Annotated in this window: 12 protein-coding genes; 4 read left to right on the top strand and 8 right to left on the bottom strand. The window is 71.5% G+C overall.

Annotation, left to right across the window (positions count from 1 at the left end; all coding sequences use genetic code 11):
- Positions 1-6 precede the first annotated feature (6 nt).
- Entirely contained in the window at positions 7-627 is a 621-nt protein-coding gene (locus BM204_RS08040; RefSeq protein WP_307725890.1) for a trimeric intracellular cation channel family protein, read from the bottom strand.
- 159 nt (positions 628-786) lie between these two features.
- Here BM204_RS08040 and sepH point away from each other — a divergent pair, with 159 nt between their 5' ends.
- Both sepH and BM204_RS08030 read left to right on the top strand, forming a co-directional pair.
- A complete protein-coding gene (gene sepH, locus BM204_RS08035) occupies positions 787-1,785 on the top strand; it encodes a septation protein SepH (protein WP_091111890.1) in 999 nt (332 codons plus the stop codon).
- 53 nt (positions 1,786-1,838) lie between these two features.
- Positions 1,839-3,848 (top strand): SDR family oxidoreductase, encoded by a 2,010-nt coding sequence (locus BM204_RS08030; protein ID WP_091111888.1) that lies wholly within the window; start codon positions 1,839-1,841, stop codon positions 3,846-3,848.
- 18 nt (positions 3,849-3,866) lie between these two features.
- Here BM204_RS08030 and BM204_RS08025 read toward each other — a convergent pair whose 3' ends face one another.
- The 4 genes from BM204_RS08025 to BM204_RS08010 form a co-directional block, all read right to left on the bottom strand.
- The gene (locus tag BM204_RS08025; protein ID WP_091111886.1) at positions 3,867-4,478 is read right to left on the bottom strand and encodes a flavodoxin family protein; all 612 of its coding nucleotides are present in this window, start codon (positions 4,476-4,478) and stop codon (positions 3,867-3,869) included.
- A gap of 28 nt (positions 4,479-4,506) precedes the next feature.
- Positions 4,507-5,328: a sulfurtransferase gene (locus BM204_RS08020; RefSeq protein WP_091112079.1), complete on the bottom strand. Its 822-nt coding sequence runs from the start codon at positions 5,326-5,328 to the stop codon at positions 4,507-4,509.
- Between the two features lie 25 nt (positions 5,329-5,353).
- Positions 5,354-7,036 carry an alkaline phosphatase D family protein gene (locus tag BM204_RS08015; RefSeq protein ID WP_091111884.1) on the bottom strand — a complete coding sequence of 561 codons (1,683 nt, stop codon included), beginning with the start codon at positions 7,034-7,036 and terminating at the stop codon, positions 5,354-5,356.
- Between the two features lie 94 nt (positions 7,037-7,130).
- Positions 7,131-7,784 carry a thymidine kinase gene (locus BM204_RS08010; RefSeq protein ID WP_091111882.1) on the bottom strand — a complete coding sequence of 218 codons (654 nt, stop codon included), beginning with the start codon at positions 7,782-7,784 and terminating at the stop codon, positions 7,131-7,133.
- A gap of 80 nt (positions 7,785-7,864) precedes the next feature.
- Between BM204_RS08010 and BM204_RS08005 the strand changes: the two genes are divergently transcribed.
- Positions 7,865-9,109 (top strand): SGNH/GDSL hydrolase family protein, encoded by a 1,245-nt coding sequence (locus BM204_RS08005; RefSeq protein WP_246165978.1) that lies wholly within the window; start codon positions 7,865-7,867, stop codon positions 9,107-9,109.
- 177 nt (positions 9,110-9,286) lie between these two features.
- A complete protein-coding gene (locus tag BM204_RS08000; RefSeq protein ID WP_091111881.1) occupies positions 9,287-9,838 on the top strand; it encodes a GrpB family protein in 552 nt (183 codons plus the stop codon).
- 21 nt (positions 9,839-9,859) lie between these two features.
- Here BM204_RS08000 and BM204_RS07995 read toward each other — a convergent pair whose 3' ends face one another.
- The 3 genes from BM204_RS07995 to BM204_RS07985 are packed head-to-tail and all read right to left on the bottom strand — an operon-like array spanning position 9,860 to position 14,314.
- On the bottom strand, positions 9,860-10,993 hold the full coding sequence (locus BM204_RS07995; protein WP_091111879.1) for an alkaline phosphatase family protein: 1,134 nt from the start codon (positions 10,991-10,993) through the stop codon (positions 9,860-9,862).
- A complete protein-coding gene (locus BM204_RS07990; protein WP_091111878.1) occupies positions 10,990-11,577 on the bottom strand; it encodes a DUF5998 family protein in 588 nt (195 codons plus the stop codon). Before BM204_RS07990 ends, BM204_RS07995 begins: the two co-directional genes overlap by 4 nt.
- A 22-nt stretch (positions 11,578-11,599) precedes the next feature.
- Positions 11,600-14,314, bottom strand: a complete 2,715-nt coding sequence (locus BM204_RS07985) for a bifunctional acetate--CoA ligase family protein/GNAT family N-acetyltransferase (RefSeq protein ID WP_091111876.1) — start codon at positions 14,312-14,314, stop codon at positions 11,600-11,602.
- Positions 14,315-14,339 lie beyond the last annotated feature (25 nt).

Here is a 14,339-nt window from a genome sequence, read left to right as displayed (position 1 = left end):
CGACGCTCAGACGCTGGCGGGCCCCGTGGGCATCGGGGCCTGCCAGCCACGCCACATGGCGAGCAGCCGCCAGGTCAGGCAGACCGCGGCACCGGTGACGGCCACGGCGACGACCGGCAGGTCGGCGCGGGTGCCGAGGACGGCCACGGTTGCGCCGGCGAGGGCCGGGGTCGCATAGAGCTCGCCGCGGAAGACCACGGGGACGCGCCCGGCCATCAGGTCGCGCAGCATCCCGCCGCCGATGCCGGTCAGCATGCCCATGAGCGCCGCAGGCAAGGGACCCAGGCCGTACTCCAGCGCCTTGGTCGCGCCCGCGACGCAGAAGAGCGCGAGCCCGAAGGCGTCGAAGACGTTGACCATGCGCTCCATCCGCCCGAGCAGCGGGTGGAAGGCGAAGGCGAGCAGTCCGGCCGCCGCGGGGACCAGCAGGTAGCGCCAGTCTGCCAGCGCGGCGGGGGGCGTGGCGTCGATGAGGACGTCGCGCAGGAAGCCGCCGCCCAGGCCCGTCGTGCCGGCCAGGACGAGCACACCGAAGACGTCGAGGTCCTTGCGAACGGCCACCAGCGCGCCGGAGATGGCGAAGACGAAGATCCCCACCAGATCCAGGACGACCAGGGTGCTCGGCACCAGGGAAGAATAGTGCCCCCGGCAGCCCGAGATTGGCCGGTGGGCACGCCGCCCGGTGACCGGGCAGCACCTGTCTGCTGGCGTAGGGTCGTCCTCACCGCAGGCCACCCGGCCACAAGGGCACCCCACCTCACACCGCAGGACTCAGGAAGCAGAACGATGGCGCACCTCACGCTCGCAGGAGTGAGCGACGACGGACAGCGCCTGCTCCTGGTCAGCGATGCGGGGGTGGAGTTCACCCTCGACCTCGACCGCCGCCTGCGGGCCGCACTCCGCGGCGACAGCTCTCGCCTCGGCCAGTTGGAGATTCAGATGGACTCATCCCTCCGTCCCCGCGACATCCAGGCCCGCATCCGGGCCGGCGAGTCGCCCGAAGCCGTCGCGCAGGCCGCGCAGACCAGCATCGAGAAGATCATGATCTACGCCGGGCCGGTGCTCGCCGAGCGTGAACACATCGCCGACCGGGCGCAGCGCTCCACCGTGCGTCGCACGACGGGCGAGCCGGCGGGCGGTGCCCGCACCCTCGGCGACGCCGTCGAGGCGCACCTCCGCTCGCTCAACGTCGACCCCACCACGGTGACGTGGGACGCCTGGCGGCGCGAGGACGGGCGGTGGTCGCTGCGCGGGACCTTCGAGTCGATCAAGCGCAAGGGCACTGCCGAGCTCACCTTCGACGCCCCGGGCAACTTCGTGCTCCTCGCAAACGAGGACGCCCGCTGGCTGGTCGGCGAGGCCGTCGCGTCCGCCCCCGAGCCCCGTGACGACCTGCGCTCCGCGCGCACCCGACGCCTGTCCGCCGTCCCTGCCGACGAGCTGCCCCTGGGCGACGACGTCATCGAGATGGTCAGCGACGACCCCCAGCCGGAGGGCGCGACCGCCGACCTCGGCGGCGACATCCCGCTCGAGGCGTTCCTCGACGACTCCCCCGCCTCCGACGACCCGGAGGCACGCGAGGAGGCCACCGAGGCCGCCGCCGCCGAGGCGCCGTCTGCGGAGAGTGCCGCCGAGTCCGTGACCGAGAGCGGCCCTGACGAGAACGACCCCGACAAGAACGACCCCGCCGAGAACGAGCCGCCGGCCCGCCGTCCCGCCAAGAAGCGTGGGCGTGCCTCGGTGCCGAGCTGGGACGAGATCATGTTCGGCGGCGGCGACCAGTAGCCCGACCCGCTCGACCCCTGCCCCCGAGGGTTACCTGCTAGTACTCTCCGGTCATGTCGTACTTCGTGACCGGCGCCACCGGGTTCATCGGCCGCCACCTCGTCCAAGAGCTCGTCGACCACCGCGAGGGCGACATCTTCGTCCTGGTGCGCGCCGGCTCGATGAACCGCATGGAGGCGCTGATCAAGCGTTGGGGCTCCGCCAGGGTGGTGCCGGTCGTCGGTGACCTCGGTGAGCCCGGCCTCGGCGTCGACGACGACTGGGTGACCGATCACGCCGGGTCCGTCGACCACTTCTTCCACCTCGCGGCGATCTACGACATGACCGCCGACGACGCGACCAACGAGGCAATGAACGTCGGCGGCACCCGCAACGCGGTCTCGCTCGCCGACGCGCTGCGCGCCGGGTGCTTCCACCAGGTCTCCTCCGTGGCGGCGGCCGGGGAGTTCCGGGGTCGTTTCGACGAGACGATGTTCGACGAGGGCCAGCACCTGCCGTCGCCCTACCACCGCACGAAGTTCGAGTCCGAGCGCATCGTGCGCGAGGAGGCGGGCGTGCCGTGGCGCGTCTACCGCCCCGCGATCGTGGTGGGTGACAGCCAGACCGGGGCCATGGACAAGGTCGACGGCCCCTACTACTTCTTCCCGCTGATGAAGCTCATGCGCGACACCCTGCCGGCTTGGCTGCCGCTGGTCGGGATGGACCTCGGCGACACCAACGTGGTGCCCGTCGACTACGTCGCCAAGGCGATGGACCACCTCGCGCACCTGCCCGGCCACGACGGAGAGGCCTTCCACCTGGTCAACCCGGAGCCGCAGCCGACCCTCGACATGGTCAACGCCTTCTGCAAGGCGGCGGGCGCCCCGACGTTCGTGATGCCCCTGGACCGCTCGCTCACCCAGGGCGGTCCGATGGCGCTGCTCCCCCGGCGCCTGCGTCCCTCCAACGTGCTCACCGGCCTGGTGAAGAACCCGGCTGTGCAGCTGCTGCTCGACCAGACCGTCGGCCGCCTCGGCATCCCCGCCGAGGTGCTCGCCCACACCGGCTTCACGGCCGCCTTCGACTCCCGCCGCACCGAGAAGGCGCTGGCCGGGTCAGGCATCGCGGTGCCCGACCTCGAGTCCTACGCCCGCACCCTGTGGAACTACTGGGAGGAGCACCTCGACGAGTCGACCGGCCGCGACCCCAAGATCCGCGCGGCGCTGACCGGCAAGCACGTGGTCATCACCGGTGCATCTTCGGGCATCGGCCAGGTCGTGGCGCTCAAGGTCGCCCAGGCCGGCGGCATCCCGGTCCTCGTCGCGCGCGGCAAGGACAAGCTCGAGGACACCAAGGCCACCATCGAGATGCGCGGCGGCACCGCCCACGTCTACCCCTGCGACCTCTCCGACCTCGAGGCGATCGACCGGCTGTGCGAGCAGATGGTCACCGAGCTGCCGTCGGTCGACTTCGTCATCAACAACGCCGGCCGTTCGATCCGCCGCTCGTTGAAGCTCTCGCACGACCGCTTCCACGACTTCGAGCGCACCATGCAGCTCAACTACTTCGGGGCCATCCGGCTGATCATGGGGCTGGTGCCGACGATGCGCGACCAGCACCGCGGGCACGTCGTCAACATCAGCTCTATCGGGGTGCAGACCAACCCGCCGCGGTTCTCGGCGTACGTCGCCTCGAAGGCGGCGCTGGACTCCTGGAGCAACGTCGTGTCGTCGGAGCTCGTGGGTGACGGGGTGACCTTCACCAACATCCACATGCCGCTCGTGCGGACGCCGATGATCGCGCCGACCAAGCTCTACGACAAGTTCCCCACGATCTCACCGGCGCAGGCCGCGGACCTGGTGGTCACCGCGATGGTCGAGCGCCCCCACGAGATCAACACGATGCTCGGCAATGCCGGAGCGATCGCGCACACGGTCGCGCCCAAGCTCGCCTTCCGGGTGCTCAACATGGCCTATCACGTCTTCCCCGACTCAGCGGCCGCCAAGGGCGCGGATGCCACCGGTGGCACGCGCGAGTCGGAGCAGATCATGCTGGCGAAGGTGTTCAAGGGCATCCACTGGTGATGGCCGTGGCGCTCGACCTCAGCTGACGGGCGGGTAGTCCGAGCCCTTCAGCAGCCGGGCCAGGTGCGCGGCGTTGGCCGCGAGCGTGCGGGTGGTCAGCGCGGTCTTCTCGGGCCGCTCGGTGAGGTCGTTGTAGTCGGTGCCCTGCATGGCCTCGCCGACCCAGTAGGTCACGCCGTTGGCGGGGATCGTGAATCCGACGTCGCAGAGGGCCTGGAAGAGCTCGGCGGAGGTGTGGTGGGCGCCGTCCTCGTTGCCCACGACCGCGACACCGGCGACCTTCCCGAAGGTCGACATGCGGCCCTCGTCGTCGGTCTCGCTGATCTCGGCGTCGAGCCGCTCGAGGACCATCTTGGCAACCGAGCCCGGCTGGCCCATCCAGATCGGCGTGGCCACGACGAAGATGTCGGCGGCCAGCATCTTCGCTCGGATCGCGGGCCACCCGTCGCCGTCGCCCTCATCGGTGGAGACGCCGAATCGGACGTCGTGGTCGACGACCCGCACGATCTCGCTCTCGACGTCGTGCTGGGCCAGCGCGGCGACCAGCTCCGTGGCGAGCAGCTCGGAGCTGGACGCGGCGGGCGACTTCTTCAGGGTGCAGTTGAGGACCAGGGCGTTGAGTGTCGACATGTCGTCCCGGTACCCGTTGGTGGCGGACTCAGCCGGTGGCCACCGGGCGTGTCGGGTCGGTGATCCAGCCGCTCCAGCTGCCGGGGTAGAGAGCGGCGCGCACGCCGGCGACCTCGAGGGCCAGCAGGTCGTGGGTGGCGGTGACGCCCGAGCCGCAGTACGCCGCCACGTCGGCGCCGTCGACGGCCCCGACGTCGGCATAGGTCGCCCGGAGCTCCTCGGGCGAGCGGAAGCGCCCATCGGCGGTCAGGTTGCGCGAGGTCGGCACGTTCACGGCACCGGGGATGTGGCCGGCCACCGGGTCGACCGGCTCGACATCGCCACGAAAGCGCTCGGCCGCGCGGGCGTCGACGAGCACGGTCACATCGAGCACGGTCTCTGCGTCGACGACGGGCATGCCCTGCCGGCCGGAGCAGGCGAAGTCCCCGGGCTGGGGGTGCACCGGCCCGCGCCCGAGCTCGCCGCCCTCGTCACGCCACGCGGCGAGGCCGCCGTCGAGGACCCGCACGTCGGAGTGGCCGTGGAAGCGCAGCAGCCACCACGCGCGACCGGCCGCGTGCGCCGCCCAGTCGTCATAGACCACGACAGGGCGGTCGAGGCGGACCCCCGCGCGGCACATCGCCTCGGCGAACACGCCCGGGTCGGGCAACGGATGGCGCCCGCCCTCACCGGCGGGCGCGGCGAGGTCAGCGTCGAGGTCGACGTACGCCGCCCCGGGCAGGTGCGCCTCGGCGTGCTCCTGGGGCCCGGTGCTGCTGCCCATCCGGTAGCGGACGTCGAGCAACGTCACGGGCTGCTGCGCGGCGAGGAGGTCGCGGAGCTCGGCAGTGTCGATGAGAGGTCCGGTCACCACGTCATCCTCACCCACGCCCGGCTCAGGAGACAGGGCGGTCGACCTCCTGGACCGTGCTGGAGCCGGAGAGCGTGCGGAAGGAGCGGGTCCAGCGCACCGGGCTGCGCCGGTCGGCGCGGGACCCGATGACGAACCAGTCGCACTGGGTGCGCTCGGCGGTGACGTCGAGGACGCAGAACCCGTGATCGTCGAAGTTGAGGTACTTGATGTGCTGGTTGGCCGCCATGATCGCCTGCTCGGCCGCCAGGTTGGGCGCCGAGCGGGGCGGGGTGCCGAGCGCGTCCTTGAGGTTGTCGGACGTCACCGAGGTGCAGACGAACTCGACCGCCACCGACCCGGTCAACGGATAGCTCCCGGCGTCGACCGGCACGTCCATCGCCCATGCGCTGTGGATGTCGCCGGTGAGGAAGACCGTGTCGGAGACCTCGGCCTCCTGCAGGTGGTCGATGACGGTGCGCCGGTCGGCGGTGTAGCCGTCCCACTGGTCGGGGTTGACGTAGGCGCCGTCCTCGGGCAGCAGGGGCGAGAGCGTGTTGATGGCTGCCACGACGTCACGCGGCAGGGCCACCACCTTGAGCGGGGCGAACATCACCGAGGTGCCCACGAGCTTCCACTGCGCCCGCCCGTCGTCGAGCCCGTCGGTCAGCCAGTCGAGCTGCGCCTGGCCCGTGATGGTGCGGTCGGGGTCGTCGACGGTGGCATCGGTGCCGGTCTGGGTCACCTGCTGGTCACGGTAGGTCCGCAGGTCGAGCATGCTCAGCTCGGCGAGCCGACCGAAGCGGATCCTGCGGTAGAGGCGGGTGCCGTCACCCAGCGCGGCCGTGCCGTCGAGGCGCGCGGGCATCCACTCGTCGTACGCCCGGTGCGCGCGAGCGCGACGGCGGGCATAGCTGCCCTCGCCGTCAGGTCCGCTGCCCGGCGTGTGGTTCTCGGCGCCGTCGCGGTAGGCGTCGTTGGTGACCTCGTGGTCGTCCCAGGTGACGATCCAGGGGAACTTCGCGTGGGCGTCCTGGAGGTCCGGGTCGGTCTTGTACTGCGCGTGGCGTTGGCGGTAGTCGGCCAGGGAGACGATCTCGTGGTCGGGCACGTGAGCCCGCAGCTTCTTCGTCCCGGACTCGTAGAGGTAGTCGCCGAGGTGCACGACTGCGTGCAGGTCGTCGCGCGCAGCGAGCCCGCGGTAGGCGGCGAAGAAGCCCTCGGGGAAGTTGGAGCAGGAGGCGAAGCCGAGTCGCAGGTGGCCAGGGTCGCTGTCGGCCGCCGGTGCCGTGCGGGTGCGACCGGTGCGGCTGTGCACGACGCCGTCGACGGTCGTGAGGGCGAAGCGGTAGTGGAACCAGGTCGCGGGCGTCAGGCCCGTGACGTCGACCTTGACCGTGTGGTCCCGGGAGGGCCCCGTGCGGGCGACCCCTCGTCGTACGACGTGGCGGAAGCCGGCGTCACGCGCGACCTCCCAGCGCACGGCGACCTGCGGGCCCTTGCCGGAGCCGGGCTTGCTGGCCGGCGTCGGCGTGACGCGGGTCCAGATCACGACGGCCTGGGGCAACGGGTCGCCCGAGGCGACACCGTGGGTGAAGACGCGGCGGGCTGCGCCTGCGTCGGCGGAGTTTGCGGGGCCGGCGGAGCTTGCGGGGCCGGTGGCGCGGGCGGTGAGGGCGGCGGCGGAGGCCCCGGCACCCGAGGCGAGGACGGTACGGCGAGTAGTCACGCAGGGCGCAACGAGTCCGGTGGCGCGGAGGTCACGGACCTCCCCGCGGTGTCGACCAGCGTTCACCTGCCGGTGGTGTGACCGCCCGGCGCGGTCAGCCGAAGGGCAGCGGCTCCGGCGCGAGGCTGACGGCCTTGGCCCTGGCCGCGGTGAGCTTGCGGCGGTGGTGCTGGCGGCAGAGGACCTCGTAGGCGACCTCCGCCGGCGGGCCGTCCTGGGCCTCGACGTCCCCCACGACGATGACCTCGCCCTCGGTGACCATGATGCCGTCCTCGGTGCGGGCGTTGTGGGTGGCTCGCTTGCCGCACCAGCAGAGAGCCTCGACCTGGAGCACCTCGGTGCGGTCGGCCAGCTCGACCAGCCGCTGCGAGCCCACGAAGAGCTGGGTGCGGAAGTCGGTGAGGATGCCGAAGCAGAAGACGTCGATCTGGAGCTCGTCGACCACTTTGGCAAGGCCGTCGACCTGGTCGCGGGAGTAGAACTGCACCTCGTCGCAGATCAGGTAGTCGATGCGCCCGCCCTGGGTCAGCGAATCGACGACGTAGCGCCAGAAGTCGAAGTCGTGCGTCACCTCGATCGCGTCGTGGGTCAGCCCGAGCCGCGAGGAGATGTGCGCCTCGCCGGCACGGTCCTTGCAGGTAAAGATCCGACCGGACCGACCACGCGCGGCGTGGTTGTGGTTGGTCTGCAGCGCGAGGGTCGACTTGCCTGCATCCATCGTCCCGGTCCAGAAGGTCAGCTCAGCCACCGGCGGATCCTCTCATCCCGGGCCAGGTGCAAGGGACATCCCTCTTGTGACGCGCAGCACGCGCTCCCTACGGTCGGCTCGTGACCTCTCTCGGACTTCCCACGATCCTCTCCCCCCGGCTCTGCCTCGCCCTGCTCGGTGCGCTCGTCATCGCGCTGCTGGCGGTGCCGGTGACCTCGAGCCCCGCGCGGGCCGACGGCCCCGGCGTGGGTGCACCGTGGGTCGTGAGCCTCGGCGACTCCTACATCAGCGGGGAGGCCGGCCGCTGGGCCGGCAGCTCCAACGCCTCCTCCAGCCGGGCCGACGCGCTCGGCCCCACGGCGTACTTCGACAACGCCTCCGGCACCGGCGAGCAGATCGCCCGCTGCCACCGCAGCAGGTCGGCCGAGGTCTTCATCGGCGGCGGCGTCAACGGCCTCAACCTCGCCTGCTCCGGCGCCACCACGGCCACGGGCGGCGGCAACAGCGACACCTTCAAGCCCGGCCTCGACTTCTACGACAACGGCGCCGGCCAGGTCGGGCAGGCCAAGGCGCTCCAGCAGTTCGCCGCGACCCACAACGTGGACATGGTGTCGGTCTCGATCGGCGGCAACGACTTCAAATTCGCCTCGATCGTGCAGTCCTGCGTCGTGGACTTCCTCTCCTCCCCCACCTGGGCCAAGGACTACTGCAAGGACGACGGCTCCGTCGTCGAGAACTTCACCGCCGCCAACATCGCCGCCGTGAAGGCCCGCGTCGCCGGAGCCTTCCGCAACGTGCAGACCGCCATGCGCAACGCCGGCTACGCCGACACGTCGTGGACGCTCCTGGTGCAGACCTACCCCTCGCCGCTCCCCCGCGGCAGCGGCATCCGCTACTCCGAGAGCGGCTTCTCCCGCCAGAGCACCGGCGGGTGCGGCTTCTGGAACGCCGACGCCGACTGGGCCAACGACTACGCACTACCCACCATCAACTCCACCGTGACCGGCGCCGTCACCGCCTCCGGCCTGCCCAACGCCAAGATCCTCGACCTGTCGTCGGCCTTCAACGGCCGCCGGCTCTGCGAGGGCACCGTCGGGCTCTACGAGGAGCGGGGCCTGGCGAGCTGGCAGTCGGCCGGCGCGGTCGACCAGACCGAATGGGTCAACCAGATCCGCACCGTCACCACCTGCTGCTCCGACAGCCCCTACTACGTCCAGGAGTCGCTGCACCCCAACTACTGGGCCCAGCTCGCAACCCGCTCCTGCGTCCGCCAGGCCTACAACGCCGGCGCCGTCCGCGGTGGCCGCTGCTCCATCGCCGGCACCGGCCTCGTCAACGGCGAGCCGCGGATGGTCCTGCAGTAGCCCGAGTCGGCGCGATGTCGCAGCCCAGCGCCCAGACCCCCGGCCGCCGACACCTCACCCTCGTGCGGTGGTCAAACGTTTGACCACCGCATACGAGAACCCCCGGGCGACAGGGGCGATCGCTCCCGCCCAGCCTCGCCCGGCGAGATCTCCGACGCGACGTGAAAGCCTGGGTGCATGATCGAGGTGACGTCGTACGACGACGCGTGGCCGCTGGCCTTCGAGCGGATCGCGGGCGACCTGCGCGCCGTGCTGGTGGGGGTCCCGGGCGCGACCGTCGAGCACGTGGGCTCCACCTCGGTGCCGGGGTTGGCGGCCAAGCCGATCATCGACGTCGACGTGGTCGTGCCGCAGCAGGAGGTGCCCGCGGCGGTCGAGGCGCTGGTGTCGGTCGGCTACGTGCACCGCGGCGACCTGGGTGTCCCGGGTCGCGAGGCCTTCCGACCACCCGACGAGACTCCACGGCGCAACGTCTACGTCTGCACGGCCGGCTCGCTCAACGTGCGCAATCACCTCGCGGTGCGCGATGTCCTGCGGGAGCGGTCTGACCTGCGGGAGGACTACGCCGCGGTGAAGCGCTCGCTCGCCGACGAGGGCGGCCTCGACGTGGCGACCTACACCGCGCGCAAGTCCGAGGTCCTGCAGCGGGTGCTCGCGCTCTCCGACCTGACCCAGGAGGAGCTGCACGCGATCTGGCGGCTCAACGATCCTGAGGTGGACCTGCCCTGAGCCGCGACCACCGAGGAAGCCTCAGTCGACGACCAGCGGGATCAGCATCTCGTCCGGCGTGAGCGAGCCGTGCAGGCCGACGAGGGTGGCTTCGTAGGCGAAGTCGCGGGTGGAGAGGATCGCGTGGTCGGAGCGGCACGCGACGACGACGTCGCCGAGGCGCGGGAGGACGAGGGCGTCGACGGGGCCGAACCAGCCACGACCGATCGCGGTCGAGCGGGTCATCACCTCGGCCCGTTCCCCCAGCACGGACGACCACGTCGCCACGACGTCGTCGATAGCGCCGCGCTGGCAGTAGAGGTGGCGGAAGCGAGCCTCACCACCCATCAGGGCTACCCCGTCCCGGAGCTCGTGGTGCTCGTCGACATCGATGCGGCGGTCCGTCGGCGAGTCGACCATGCCGTGGTCGGCGATGACGACCAGGCGCACGTGGGACGGCAGGGTCTCGCGCAGCTGCTCGGCCTCGGCGTCGATCATCGACAGCTGCATCAGCCACTGGCTCGACGCGACGCCCCACTGGTGGCCGGTCCGGTCGAGGTCGCCGTCGTAGAGGTAGGTCAGCGACGGTCGGACGGCCGACGAGGCCACGGCGGCCGCGATCCGCTCCCCCACCAGGTCGGCACCCACGTAGTCACCGCCCCGGTGCGCTGCGCGGGTCAACCCGCTGCGCTCGAACTCCCGCTTGTTGACGACAGTGACGGGCACACCGGCCGCCTGGAGCCGCCCGAACGCCGTCTGGTGCGGCTGCCACTCCAGCGGGTCGACGTCCTGGTCCCAGAGGAGCGCGTTGAGCAGCTTGCCGGTGCCGGGCACCCGCGAGGTGAAGCCGACCAGGCCGTGCGAGCCGGGCGACAGTCCGGTGCCGAGCGAGGTGAGGCTGGTCGCGGTCGTCGACGGCACCCCGCACGTCGCCGGGGCGGCCGGCAGCTGGTCGGCCAGCAGCTCCGAGAGATAGGGCGCCGCGTGGGCGTAGCGAGTCAGCAGGTTGGCCCCGAGCCCGTCGATCAGGAACACGACGTACGACGCGGCGTCGGGCAGCACCAGACCCGTCGGCTCCGCGGCTCCCGGGACGCCGAGTGCTGCGGCGACCGCGGGGACGACGTCGCCGAGCGAACGCTGGCCGTAGGCCGGCTCGAGGAAGTGCGGGTGGCTCACCCGGAGTGGGTCCGCGCCGAGAGCGACTCGGCGAAGGACAGCAGCCCGGCGACGGCGTCGAGGCCGTCGGCCGCGGCCGAGACCCGCAGCGAGAAGTCGTCGGAGGCCAGCACCCCGGTGTAGCCGTGGTCGGCGTCGCACTCGGGGTCGCTGCAGCCGGCCGGCTCGAGGTCGAGACGGCTGACGCCGCCCCACCCGATGGTCATGACGGCCTCGGCCGGCGGCGTGGGGCCGCCGGTCGGGTTGGCGGTCATGCGCGTGACCACGACCGACTTGACCGCCGAGAGCCGCACGGCCTCGGTGGAGGTGGACGTGTAGGGCTCGGGCAGCAGGTCGTCGCCGGCGTGCTCGTCGGTGTGGGCCAGGACCAGCCGCGACGGCGTGAGGACGATGACGCTCTGGTGGCGGCGCACCTCGTCCCGCTCGAAGGTCGGCTCGTGGTGGACGAAGAACGACACGACCTGCTCACCGGCGATCGCGGCGACGACCCCGTCGGCAACGACCTCGGGGTAGTAGCCGGTGCGGTCGATGGCTTCCCTGAGCTCCAGGATCCGGTCGCGGTCGTCGGTGCGGGTGCTGCGCATGGCGGCAGTCTGTCACGAGGCCTCAGCCCGGGATCGTGTCCCCGAGCAGGTCGGGCATCCGGCGCACGAACAGGTCCGAGCGCAGCTCGGCCACCTGCTCCACCCGAGCCTCGGCGGTGAGGACCGTGCAGCCGTGCGTGCCGGCCAGGACGAGCCCCAGCTCGAGCGAGCTGATCTGGGGCAGGTCGTTCTGCAGCTGGGCCACGCGGCTGATCAGCCGCTCGATCTCCTCGACGTCGACGACGTCGGCGCCGCGGTAGCCGAAGAGCATCGGCGAGCTCTTCACCTCGCGCACCATGGCGGCCGCGTCCCGGGCCCCGAGCGGCGGGATCCGGTAGGACTTGTCGGCCAGGAGCTCGATGATCGGCCCCGAGATCCCGAAGGAGACGACCGGCCCGAAGAGCGGGTCCTCCAGGCTCCGGATTGCCACGGGCACGCCCGGGGGCGAGTTCTTCTGGACCACGAAGCCGGCCGCCACCGGGTCGCCCACGAGCTGGGTCAGCGACTCCCAGGCGTCACGCATGACCGCGGTCGAGTCGATGTTGCGCCATACGTGCGCCAGGTCGGGCCGCTCGCGCAGCGGGTGGGAGGTCGCCTTCAGCACGACGTCCCAGCCGAGCTCGCGACCGGCCGCCTGGGCCTGCCGCAGCGTGGTGACGGGACGGGCCGCCCACAGCTTGATGCCGTAGGCACCGAGCAGCTCGCCGACCTGCTCGCGTGTGAGGCCGCTGCCCTGCGGGTGCTCGGAGAGCACGGAGTTGACCAGCTGGCGCGCCGAGCCGAGGTCGACCTCGGCCGGGTCGGGCGCCGGGCCGTCGGGGGTGCGCAACCACACGGCGTACTCGACGACGCGCGCGAGGGCGCGCACGGCTGCCTCCACGGCGGGGTACGACGGCACGGAGCCGCGACCAGCCGTCGATCCGGCCACGTCGGGCACGCGCAGCAGCTCGGGCACACCCTCCGCACCGAGGAACGACGACACGAGCGGCTTGTCCGACTGCTCACCGACCGCGGCGAGCACGTTGGCGACGTCCTCGCCGGAGACGTTGAGCGGCGGGATGTAGACGGCGATGACCGAGTCGATCTCGGGGTCGTCGATGGCGGCGTCGAGCGCGTCCTCGAAGTCCTCGGCCGTGGCCTCGGCGCCGAGCGCGACCGACTTGTTGACGACCAGCCCGACTGCGACGGCCGCGTCGGCGGCGAGCAGCCCGAGGGCGTCGGAGTTGCCGACGATCGCCACGCGACGGCCGCGCGGCAGCGGCTGGTGGGCCAGGAGCTGCGCGACGTCGAACATCTCATCGAGGGTGTCGACCTGGATCACCCCGGCCTGGCGGAACATCGCGTCGACGGCTTGCGGCGGCGCGGCGATCCGGCGTACGGCGTGGCCCATCGGGACGCCCTGGGTGGTGCGGCCCGAGCGCACGGCGATGATCGGCTTGCGCAGGGAGACTCGGCGCGCGATCCGGGAGAACTTGCGGGGGTTACCGATCGACTCGAGGTAGAGCAGGACGACCTCGGTCGACTCGTCCTCCTCCCAGTACTGGAGGAGGTCGTTGCCGGAGACGTCGGCACGGTTGCCGGCGCTGACGAAGGTGGAAAGACCGAGGCCCCGGTTGGCGACCTTCTCGAGAATCGCCGAGCCGAGGGCGCCGGACTGGCAGAAGAACCCGGCACGACCGCGGGCGGGCATCACCGAGGACAGCGAGGCGTTGATGGAGACCGCCGGGTCGGTGTTGATGATGCCGAGGCAGTTGGGCCCGATCAGGCGCAGGCCGTAGGAGCGAGAGAGCCCGACCAGGCGGCGCTGTCGCTTGCGGCCCTCCTCGCCGGTCTCGGCGAAGCCCGAAGAGATGACGACCAGGCCGTGGACGCCTTTGGCGGCGCAGTCGAGCACCACGTCCTCGACGGCGTCTGCCGGCACCGCCACGATCGCGACGTCGACGTCGTCGGGGATGTCACCGACGGTCTTGTAGGCAGGCATCCCGGAGACGGCTGCGGCACTCGGGTTGACGACGTAGACGCGGCCGGTGAAGTCACCGGTCACCAGGTGGCGCACCAGCGCCTGGCCGATCGTGTCCTGACGGCGGCTGGCGCCGATGATGGCCACCGACCGCGGGTTGAAGAACCGCTCGATGGACGCCGACTCGGCGCGGTGCTCGCGCCCACGCATCACCCCGATGGCGGTGTCGGTCGGGTCGATGGGGAACTCGAGGACCAGCACACCCTCGTCGTACTCGCTGGCGATGCTGTAGCCGGCGTCGCGGAAGGTCTGGATCATCCGGTGGTTGTCGGGCAGCACCTCGGCGGTGAACCGCTCGACCCCGCGCTCGCGACCGGCCTGGGCGAGGTGCTCGAGCAGCAGCTGGGCGATCCCGCGGCCGTGGTGCTGGTCCTCGACGAGGAAGGCGACCTCCGCCTCGCCGGGCTTGACCACGTCGAAGCGGCCCACGGCGATCATGTGGCCCTGGAGCAGGAGCACGAAGGCGACGCGGTCCTGGTGGTCGACCTGGGTGAAGCGGGCCACGTCACGCTCGGAGAGCTTCGGCATCGGGCTGAAGAAGCGGTAGTACTTCGACTGGTCGCTCACTCGCGCGTAGAACTCGACGAGCAGCTCGGCGTCGTTGGGGGCGATGGGGCGGAGGTGGGCCGTGCGCCCGTCGCGCAGGAGCACGTCTGCCTCCCAGTGCCGCGGAGCGGTGGGGGCCTCGTCGGGCTGGGGGGAAGCCTCGGCGGTCACGCTCGGCAATCTATCCCGTTTCACC

It is taken from the genome of Nocardioides psychrotolerans (genome assembly GCF_900113685.1).
In the GTDB taxonomy this organism is placed as follows: Bacteria; Actinomycetota; Actinomycetes; order Propionibacteriales; family Nocardioidaceae; genus Nocardioides; species Nocardioides psychrotolerans.
The sequence above is the reverse complement of the archived record's forward strand: the minus strand, read 5'-3'. Positions and strand labels throughout refer to the sequence as shown.

Excerpts from the sequence above, each read along its gene's own strand:
- sepH (WP_091111890.1), top strand. The coding sequence starts at position 787 with ATGGCGCACCTCACGCTCGCAGGAGTGAGCGACGACGGACAGCGCCTG.
- BM204_RS08030 (WP_091111888.1), top strand. The coding sequence starts at position 1,839 with ATGTCGTACTTCGTGACCGGCGCCACCGGGTTCATCGGCCGCCACCTC.
- BM204_RS08025 (WP_091111886.1), bottom strand. The coding sequence starts at position 4,478 with ATGTCGACACTCAACGCCCTGGTCCTCAACTGCACCCTGAAGAAGTCG.
- BM204_RS08000 (WP_091111881.1), top strand. The coding sequence starts at position 9,287 with ATGATCGAGGTGACGTCGTACGACGACGCGTGGCCGCTGGCCTTCGAG.
- BM204_RS07990 (WP_091111878.1), bottom strand. The coding sequence starts at position 11,577 with ATGCGCAGCACCCGCACCGACGACCGCGACCGGATCCTGGAGCTCAGG.